The 8,491-nt window shown below is 60.2% G+C and carries 9 protein-coding genes; 7 read left to right on the top strand and 2 right to left on the bottom strand.

All coding sequences use genetic code 11. The annotated features are described in order from the left end of the window. The 6 genes from OXH56_05745 to OXH56_05720 form a co-directional block, all read left to right on the top strand. On the top strand, nucleotides 1-490 hold a 490-nt coding region (locus OXH56_05745; protein MCY3554808.1), incomplete at its 5' end, for a hypothetical protein. After that, entirely contained in the window at nucleotides 483-1,256 is a 774-nt protein-coding gene (locus tag OXH56_05740; GenBank protein ID MCY3554807.1) for an ABC transporter ATP-binding protein, read from the top strand. The genes OXH56_05745 and OXH56_05740, both read left to right, overlap by 8 nt. Nucleotides 1,257-1,281: 25 nt before the next feature. Beyond that, nucleotides 1,282-1,962, top strand: coding sequence for a heme exporter protein CcmB (locus OXH56_05735; GenBank protein MCY3554806.1), 681 nt, complete (start codon nucleotides 1,282-1,284; stop codon nucleotides 1,960-1,962). 2 nt (nucleotides 1,963-1,964) lie between these two features. Next, nucleotides 1,965-2,687, top strand: coding sequence for a cytochrome c biogenesis protein CcsA (ccsA, locus tag OXH56_05730; GenBank protein MCY3554805.1), 723 nt, complete (start codon nucleotides 1,965-1,967; stop codon nucleotides 2,685-2,687). A gap of 16 nt (nucleotides 2,688-2,703) precedes the next feature. Further along, nucleotides 2,704-2,871, top strand: coding sequence for a CcmD family protein (locus OXH56_05725; GenBank protein ID MCY3554804.1), 168 nt, complete (start codon nucleotides 2,704-2,706; stop codon nucleotides 2,869-2,871). A gap of 75 nt (nucleotides 2,872-2,946) precedes the next feature. Continuing rightward, nucleotides 2,947-3,807: an RNA methyltransferase gene (locus OXH56_05720; protein MCY3554803.1), complete on the top strand. Its 861-nt coding sequence runs from the start codon at nucleotides 2,947-2,949 to the stop codon at nucleotides 3,805-3,807. Between the two features lie 17 nt (nucleotides 3,808-3,824). Here OXH56_05720 and truA read toward each other — a convergent pair whose 3' ends face one another. Then, nucleotides 3,825-4,571, bottom strand: a complete 747-nt coding sequence (gene truA, locus OXH56_05715; protein ID MCY3554802.1) for a tRNA pseudouridine(38-40) synthase TruA — start codon at nucleotides 4,569-4,571, stop codon at nucleotides 3,825-3,827. A 6-nt stretch (nucleotides 4,572-4,577) separates the two neighbouring features. After that, nucleotides 4,578-5,399 (bottom strand): energy-coupling factor transporter transmembrane component T, encoded by an 822-nt coding sequence (locus OXH56_05710; protein ID MCY3554801.1) that lies wholly within the window; start codon nucleotides 5,397-5,399, stop codon nucleotides 4,578-4,580. Between the two features lie 289 nt (nucleotides 5,400-5,688). On the opposite strand from OXH56_05710, the gene OXH56_05705 reads away from it, so the two are divergent. Continuing rightward, a complete protein-coding gene (locus OXH56_05705) occupies nucleotides 5,689-8,229 on the top strand; it encodes a leucine-rich repeat domain-containing protein (protein ID MCY3554800.1) in 2,541 nt (846 codons plus the stop codon). The last annotated feature ends 262 nt before the right edge of the window (nucleotides 8,230-8,491 follow it).

The following is an 8,491-nucleotide window of genomic DNA, read 5'->3' as shown; positions in this document are numbered from 1 at the left end:
TCACCGGTTCAACAGGCAGATGGACTATGACGTCGAACGCGTCCAGGTGCTGGTATCACCGAGCACCCAAACGGTGACCGCCACCAATCTGACCAACCATGGCGTACAGCAGATCGCCGCCGACGAATACCTGGTGCTTTCGAACCGCGTGGGCGTGGGCAGGGGCATGTCGGTGGAGGTCGCCTTCCCCCGCGTGCTGGCCTGGCAGGACGTCATGAAGTGGGGGATGCTCGGATTCGTGTTGCTCATCGTGGCCGCGGGGCTGGTGGTGGGCATCCGCGTCAAGCCCGAACAGCCGGACGAACCGCCCGCCCTGAGCGATCTCTCGCCGGAGGACGAACGTAAGTACGCCGCGATCGTCCAGGCCCTGGCCGCCCTGGACGACCAGTTCGCGGTGGGAGGACTGGACCCGGACGCCTACAGGACCCGCCGCGCCCGTCTCAAGGACCGGGCGCTCCGGTTGCGCCAACCCGGGAGCGGCGATGGGTGATCGATCCGCATCCGGCGTCGCTGGCGCCCCCGGTGTCGATGGTGCCGCCGGTGCCCCCGTCACCTCTGGCGCCCCTGGAATCAGCGTCCGCCAGCTGACGAAGACCTACGGGCGTTTCCGGGCCCTGCACCGGGTGGACCTGGACGTGGCCCCGGGATCCTTCCTGGCCCTGTTCGGTCCCAACGGCGCGGGCAAGTCGACCCTGCTGGGCATCATTGCCGGGCTCGTGCGCCCATCCCGCGGCCAGGTGTTCCTGGACGGTGAGGAAATCACGAAGGACCGCGACGAAGCCCTGGGGAAGCGCATCGGCGCGCTGTCCTACCAGACCTATCTCTACGACGAACTGACCGTGCTGGAGAACCTGCGGTTCTACGGGAGGCTCTTCGGGGTGGAAAACCGCGAGGAGCGGATTGGTTCACTGCTGCAGACGGTGGGCATGGAGGCCCGTTTGGGGAGTCCGGTACGGACGCTGTCCCGCGGCATGCGCCAGCGGGTAGCCCTGGCCCGCGCCCTGCTGCACGATCCTGATATCCTGTTGCTCGACGAGCCCTACTCGGGACTGGACCAGGACGCGATGGTCATGCTCAAGACGGTCCTGACCGCCCGGAACAAGACGATCCTCCTGGTGACGCACGACCTGGTCCGCGGACTGGAATCCGCCGACCGCGTCGCCATCCTGAACCATGGACGCCTGGTGTTCGAGGCCGAGACGAGCGAGCTTTCCGCATCGGATTTCGAACAGACCTACCGCGATCACGCGGTGTAGGAACGTAAAGGGAGTTACCGCAACGATGAGATCCATGCTCGCCCAGTCCTGGCAGATCTACCGCAAGGACATGCTCGTGGAGTACCGGACCCGCGAGCGGGTCGTGACCATGTTCGTCTTCTCGCTGATCGTCGTGATCATCTTCAACTTCGCCTTCAACGCGGGGGCGGACGTGCTGCAACGGGTGGCGCCCGGCATGATCTGGGTGGCCTTCGCCTTCGCGGGCATGCTGAGCGCCAGCCGGTCCTTTTCACCGGAAAAAGACCGCGGCACCTTCGAAGGGCTGCTCCTCGCGCCCATCGACCGGGGATCCATCTTCCTGGGCAAGCTGATGGGCAACGTCACGCTCATCGGCCTGGTCCAGCTGGCGGTGCTTCCCCTCTTCGTCCTGTTTTTCAACATGACAATCCTGCCGTATCTTTCTAAACTGTTGGTGATCTTCTTTCTGGGCACCGTCGGATTCTCGTCCGTCGCCACCCTGTTCGCGGCCGTGGCCGTCAACACGCGCATGCGGGACGTCATGCTGCCGGTCCTGCTGCTGCCCGTCGCCTCGCCGGTGCTGATCGCGCTGGTGGAAACGACGCGGACCACCTTCGAGGGCGGGGACTGGCAGGACATGACGAACTGGATCAGGCTGCTTTCGGTGTTCACGGTCGTGTTCCTGATCGCGTCCGTCATGCTGTTCGAGTACATCGTGGAGGAATGAATATGGCCGGCCTAGCCACCCGCCTGCGCATCACGCCCTTCGGCCTCATCTGTCTCGTGGGACTTATTGCCACGCTGTACCTGTCGCTGATCTGGGCGCCCCGGGAGCGGGTCATGGGGGACGTGCAGCGGATCATGTATTTTCACGTCGCTTCCGCCTGGATCGCGGAGTTCGCCTTCGTGCTGGTGGGCGTTTCCAGCGTCATCTACCTGTGGCTGCGGGAACGCAGGTGGGACATCGTGGCCTACAGTGCCGCGGAAGTCGGGTTCGTCTTCTGCTGCTTTGTCATGATCACCGGGCCGATCTGGGGCAAGCCGGTGTGGGGCACGTGGTGGACCTGGGACCCCCGGCTCACCTTTTCCATGATCCTCTGGCTCATCTACGTCGCCTACCTGATGCTGCGCGTCTACGGCGACGACCTGCCGCAGGTGAAAACCTTCCTCGCCGTGCTGGGCATCCTCGGCACCATCGACATCCCCTTCATCCACTTCGCGACCCTGTGGTGGCGGGGCCTGCATCCCGACTCCCTGGTCATGACGGAGGAAGGCCTCGGCGCGGGCATGGAAGTGGACATGCGCATCGCGCTGGGCGTGTCGGCGGTCGTCTTCACCCTCCTGTTCTTCTATCTCATGAGCCGGCGGATGGCGCTGGAGCGGCTGCGCGACGAGACCGAGGCCCTGCGGGAACGCGTGGAGCATCGGCATCCCGGCACCGTGGGGATTTGAAAGGAGCGTTTGAACCGTGGATCAGAACTTCTGGTACCTGTTTTCCGCCTACACGCTGATATGGGTCGGGCTGTTCCTGTACCTCTTCACAATCGCCGGCCGCGAGAAGAAGCTGGAGGCGGAAATCGCCGAACTGAAGGCCGCCGTGGAGGAACTGGAGTCGAAAGAGGAGGGGCGGGCTTGACGCTGGCCTGACGCCGGCCTGACACTGGCCCGAACCTGACCCGGACTTGACTCGGACTTGACCCGGACCTGACCCATGGCCGATCGAACGGAAAGTATCGCGCCGGACTATTTCTCGCACATTCACATCATTCTCGTAGAACCGAAAGTGCCGGGGAACATCGGCGCCGTCGCCCGGGCCATGACGACCATGGGACTTTCCCGCCTCGTCCTGGTCAATCCGGCCGAATTCCGCCACGAGGCCGAGGCCCGCTGGATGGCCCACGGGGCCGGGGAGATCCTCGACAACGCCCGCGTCGTCCCGGCGCTGGACGAGGCGGTGAATGATCTAGCCCTCGTCGTCGGCACGACCAACCGCACCCGCGAGATCTGGCTAAGCCCCATACAGCCCATTGAAGCAGCCTGCGCCGAGCTTTCCGCCGTGGCGCGGGAACAGCCCTGCGGCATCCTCTTCGGGCGGGAAGACCGCGGCCTGCTGAACGACGAACTCCAGCGCTGCAACGTCATCGCCCGGATCCCCGCGGCGACGTCCTACCCTTCCCTCAACCTGGCCCAGTCGGTCATGGTCTGCGCGTACGAACTGTTTCGCCAGAATGTAGATGGTGGAGAGGCGCCGCCCCCGTCCGACGTGCGCCTGGCGGAGCACCGGGCCGTGGAGCGCGTTACCCGGCGCGTGCACGAGACGCTGCTCCGGCTCGGATTCGAGTCCACGCCGAACGAGGAAACCTTTCTTCGCTCCATCCGCCGCGTCCTGCGCCGCAGCCTGCGGCTGGAGCAGCGCGACGTTGCCGTGCTGCACAAGGTATGCGACGAGATCGATGCGTTCGTGGACCGCCGCTCGATATCGCCCGGTCAGGCGGAATCCTCCGGCCCGCCTGGTCCGCCCGGTCCGCCTGGCCCGCCGGACGCACCCGATCAGCCCGACCAGTCCGATTAGCCTGATCAGTCCGGCCCTCAGATCCCGAATTCGGAAGGATAGCGCACCGCCTCGAGGCAGAGCCCGTGGGCCGGGGCGTTGACGCCCGCGGCACGTCGGTCTTTCGCCGCCAGCATCTCCGCCATGACGCTTTGCGGCCATCGACCCCGGCCGATATCCACGGACGTGCCCACGATCGTCCGTACCATGTGGTGGAGGAAGCGGTTCGCCTCGATGCGCAGAATGAGTTCGTCCTCCGCCTCGATCCATTCCAGTTCCCGCACCTCGCAAACCGTGCCGTCGGCCGTCGACGTGGCCTGGCAGAAGGAAGTGAAGTCGTGGCGTCCCACCAGGGGAGCGCAGGCCCGACGCATGGCGTCCACGTCCACCGGGTAGGCCACATACCAGGCCTGGTGCCGTCGTATGGCGCTCGGGCGCCGGATGATCCGGTAGGCGTACCGTCGTCCCACCGCGCTGAACCGGGCGTGGAAATCATCTGGCGCCTGCGTGGCTTCGAGGACACGCACGTCCGGCGGCAGCACCCCGTTCAGCCCCTTCTTCAGCCGGTCCACCACCATGTCCGAATCCGTCCTGAAGTGGACGACCTGCCCGGTGGCGTGCACCCCGGCGTCCGTGCGGCCCGCCGCGGTCGCCCGGAGCTCGGACCGCAGGATGGTGCGCATCGCCTCCTCCAGGACGCCCTGCACGGTCCGTCCCTCGGGCTGGAGCTGCCAGCCGAGAAAGTCGGTGCCGTCGTATTCGATCGTGAGGACCAGGGTGCGCATGGCGGATCAGAAAAGTAGACCGGCGGTGCCGATGCTGTTGACGGCCGCGCCGAGGACGAGCAGGGCCGTCACGGCCGCGATGGCCACGAAGTCGTTCCGGGCCAGGGCCATGACGCGGAACTGCGTGCGTCCGGCGCCGCCCCGGTAGCAGCGGGATTCCATGGCGACCGCCAGTTCCTCCGCCCGCCGGAAGGCCGAGAGCATGAGGGGCACCAACAGGGCGGTCATTTTCCGGACGCGCCGGATCGGATTGCCGGTGAAGTCCGCGCCCCGGGCGGCCTGGGCCTTCTGCAGGCGGTCCGCTTCCTCCACCAGCGTAGGGATGAACCGCAGGGCGATGACCATCATCATGGCCAGTTCGTGGGCGGGCAGTCCGAATCGTTCCAGGGGCTTGAGCAGCCGCTCGATGCCGTCCGATACGTCCAGCGGCGCCGTGGTCAGCATCAGCAGCGCCGCGATCAGCATGATGACCACCAGGCGCAGGGTGAACACCGCCCCCTGGAACATCCCCTCCCATGTGGGTCCCGGCACGGCGTATCCCGCGATAACCACGGCTTCTCCCGGTGTGAAGCACGCATGCGCCGCGAAGGTGATGATCAGGATCAGGCGGAAGGCTTTCAGGTTGTTCATCGGCAGGTGGAGCGGAACGCCGGAGACCCGCACCAGGACCGCGACCACGGCCAGCATGAAGAAGAACAGCGGCAGGGCCTTAACCCAGATCAGCGCTGCCATCAGCGCCAGGGCGCCGCACAGCTTGGTGCGCGGGTCCAGGCGGTGGATGGGAGACTCGCCGGGATAGTACTGTCCCAGCGTAAGGTGCTGGAGCATGGGAGTTCAAGGCTTAACGGTTAAGAAATACAACCAGGTGCTAAACTGGGCGTTTCAGTTATGGTATTGATGCATGACCCAAGAAACGGCTAATCCAATCGATTTATTGATACACACGATACTATAGATAACATCGGGTTAAATCGAGAGAAATATCGGTGTGGTAATTGCAAAAACATTGCATATCAAATAGTTAAATATGTTTATTACTATAAGCGTACTATGGAAATCCAAAGGTTAGTCTCTCTTTCCGTGAATCGGGACGCCATAAACGAGAATAACTCTACAGATGCCTGGCACCTTAGTACGATTTACGCCCATTATTCTGACGTGCTTAGCCGTTGCCTTCCTGGTCACCTGCGGCAAGGATAGTTCGACAACACCTACCCCTCCCGAACCTACGTCCCCGCCTCCTTTTCAGCCAGTACCTACCCGTATTACAATTACGCCAACATCGGTTTCACTGATGGCTATCGGTCGAACCGTCCAGCTCACAGCCAGCGTATTTGATCAGAACAACGCGCCAATGGCCAATGCCGTCGCCAACTGGTCAAGCGACAACCAGGCGGTAGCCACTGTAAGCGATCAGGGCCTGGTCACCGCGATCGGAAACGGTGCGGCCACCATCACGGCCAGATCCGGGGACGCCTCTGCCCAGATCCAGGTAAAGGTCATGCAGGAAGCGGGGAGCATCGTCATCGAGCCGCAGACGGCTACCCTCACGGGTCTCGGCGCGACGGTGCAGTTGTCGGCCACAGTGCTGGACCAGAACGGCCAGTCGGTGTCCGGCGCTGTGGTCGTCTGGCAAAGCAGTGACGATATGGTAGCCACTGTAAGCGATCAGGGCCTGGTTACCGCGATCGGAAACGGTATCGTAGTGATTACGGCGCGTTCAGGCAGCGTAACGACAAGCATCGAAGTCAATTGCGAAAACAGCGGTAGTGAGCAGGTTACCATTCCCGACGCTAACCTGCGTGCTGCCATTGAAGAAGCTTTGAATAAACCGAGTGGCGCGCCGATAAATGAAGCTGAAATGTATGCTTTGACTGAACTTTTTTTGCAAGCCAGGGATATTGAAAATCTAACCGGGTTGGAGTTTGCGCTCAACCTGACTTTACTGGACACTCAATACAACTATGGCATCACGGATATCTCGCCGCTGTCCGGCTTGACCAAACTGGAAACCTTCAGTCTTGGATGTAACCGTTTCACAGATCTTTCCCCACTCGGGAATTTGACCAACCTGAAATACCTTAATGTAGGAGGGAATGGCTTCACGGACATCGCGGCATTGGCGCCATTGATCGAACTAACGACATTGCACCTGGGAAACAACGGAATTAAAGATATTTCATCGTTGGCCGGGATGGCCAATTTGAGGGAGTTGGGACTTTGGGGAAACGCCGTTGAAGACATCTCGGTATTGGCGGGACTATCCAGCCTGGAACACCTGGTTCTTGGAGTCAATGTCATTGAAAACATCTCACCTTTGGCAGGACTAGAAAACCTGAATCACCTGGATATTCGTGAGAACAGACTTACTGATATCTCACCGTTGGCAGGACTATCCAACCTGAGCTCCCGTTCTCTATCACTGTACCTTCAGCGAAACGACATTAAAGACATCGCTCCTTTGGCAAGTGTGAAAGCCCTGAACATTCTGTTTATCGGTGAAAACGAAATCAGGGACTTGTCGCCGCTAGCGGAACTACCCAACCTCCAATTGCTGGATATTCCTTCCAATAAAATCACGGATGCGTCACCGTTGGCCAGGATGACACGTCTCATAACAATAGATGTATCATTCAACAAGATCTCTATTGTACCAGAGATGACAGGCCTGGCCAGTTTGGGGTTTTTGGATCTAAAGTTCAATGATCTTATGGATATAACTCAATTGGCCGGGTTGACAGACCTTGTGCTGGATCTTAGAGGAAATCCGCTGAACGATTCCTCTGAAACGATCATTGATGATCTTGAAAGCAATGGTGTCCGAGTGCTATTTGACTCGTTTCTCAAGGCTGATTTCGATATTGAACTTGTCTTTCTCGACGATGTCCTTGAGTCTCAAAAAGGTCTGTTCCAAGATGCGGCGGATCGATGGATGTCGGTTATCGTGGAGGACCTGCCTGACTTTGCGTTTTCTGAAAGCTTCTCCGGTATGTGTGGAGGCAATTCGTATGAGATCCACGCCGGAGAACGGATAGACGATCTGAGGATCTATGTAACAACCGGCTTAGAATCTACGACTTCCCTTGGAAAAGGTGCGCCACATCTGGTTCGAGAATCTTCCCGTCTGCCAGCCGTCGGTTGTATTCAGGTCCGGCTTGATACTGGAATCGTATGGCAAACAGCACTACACGAGATTGGGCATGCACTTGGATTTGGTACTTTTTTGTGGCGGGAAGCCGATTTACTAGGAGATCTGTCCGGTACGGATGACCAGAGTTTTGATACCTACTTCAGCGGCGAACGGGCAGTTGCCGCTTTCGACGAGGCAGGAGGACGGGACTACCCGGGGAAGAAGGTACCCGTTGAGAGACGAATCGGAGCCCACTGGAGAACGGTTGTGCTAAGCGGTGAAATCATGCTGCCAGGTCCTCAGAGAGAAGGAGCGCTCAGCGCGATCACGGTTCAGTCCCTGGCCGATCTGGGTTATGGGGTCGACGTCACACATGCCGATGCGTATTTCGTGTATGGTAGAACGTCTGCAGAGGTGAGTGCAAAGACTGCGTCGAGACCTGAGTTATCCTGTGGCGTCGGTGAAGATCAGGAACCGATTTTCGTAGTCGATAAGTCGGGATACATCAGCCACATACTATACGATTAGGTCCACGCCAGGCAATAAAATACCCCACACAGGCGAGCATAAGTATTTTTAGGAGAACCTGTTCGGAACAGTGGTTGTCCCCCCGGGCAGTTCTGACGTCCTCCGTTCTGGTGAGGCATGCCATCGATACCCGGAGCAGGATTCCCTATGGTATAGCAAAGGTTCTTTTAAAATGACTTTGCTGGAAACCTGTGTGAGGTAACCATCATTATATCCGATGCGGCGCGGGCCTGCAAGTGTTTTTGAGTTTTTCTTACCCGGC

This window comes from Gemmatimonadota bacterium (assembly GCA_026702745.1).
In the GTDB taxonomy this organism is placed as follows: domain Bacteria; phylum JAAXHH01; class JAAXHH01; order JAAXHH01; family JAAXHH01; genus JAAXHH01.
This window is presented reverse-complemented; position numbering and strand designations above follow the sequence as displayed.

Bases quoted from the DNA above. Each gene is read 5' to 3' on its own strand.
- OXH56_05740 (MCY3554807.1), top strand. From the start codon at position 483: ATGGGTGATCGATCCGCATCCGGCGTCGCTGGCGCCCCCGGTGTCGAT.
- OXH56_05735 (MCY3554806.1), top strand. From the start codon at position 1,282: ATGAGATCCATGCTCGCCCAGTCCTGGCAGATCTACCGCAAGGACATG.
- ccsA (MCY3554805.1), top strand. From the start codon at position 1,965: ATGGCCGGCCTAGCCACCCGCCTGCGCATCACGCCCTTCGGCCTCATC.
- OXH56_05720 (MCY3554803.1), top strand. From the start codon at position 2,947: ATGGCCGATCGAACGGAAAGTATCGCGCCGGACTATTTCTCGCACATT.
- truA (MCY3554802.1), bottom strand. From the start codon at position 4,571: ATGCGCACCCTGGTCCTCACGATCGAATACGACGGCACCGACTTTCTC.
- OXH56_05710 (MCY3554801.1), bottom strand. From the start codon at position 5,399: ATGCTCCAGCACCTTACGCTGGGACAGTACTATCCCGGCGAGTCTCCC.
- OXH56_05705 (MCY3554800.1), top strand. From the start codon at position 5,689: ATGCCTGGCACCTTAGTACGATTTACGCCCATTATTCTGACGTGCTTA.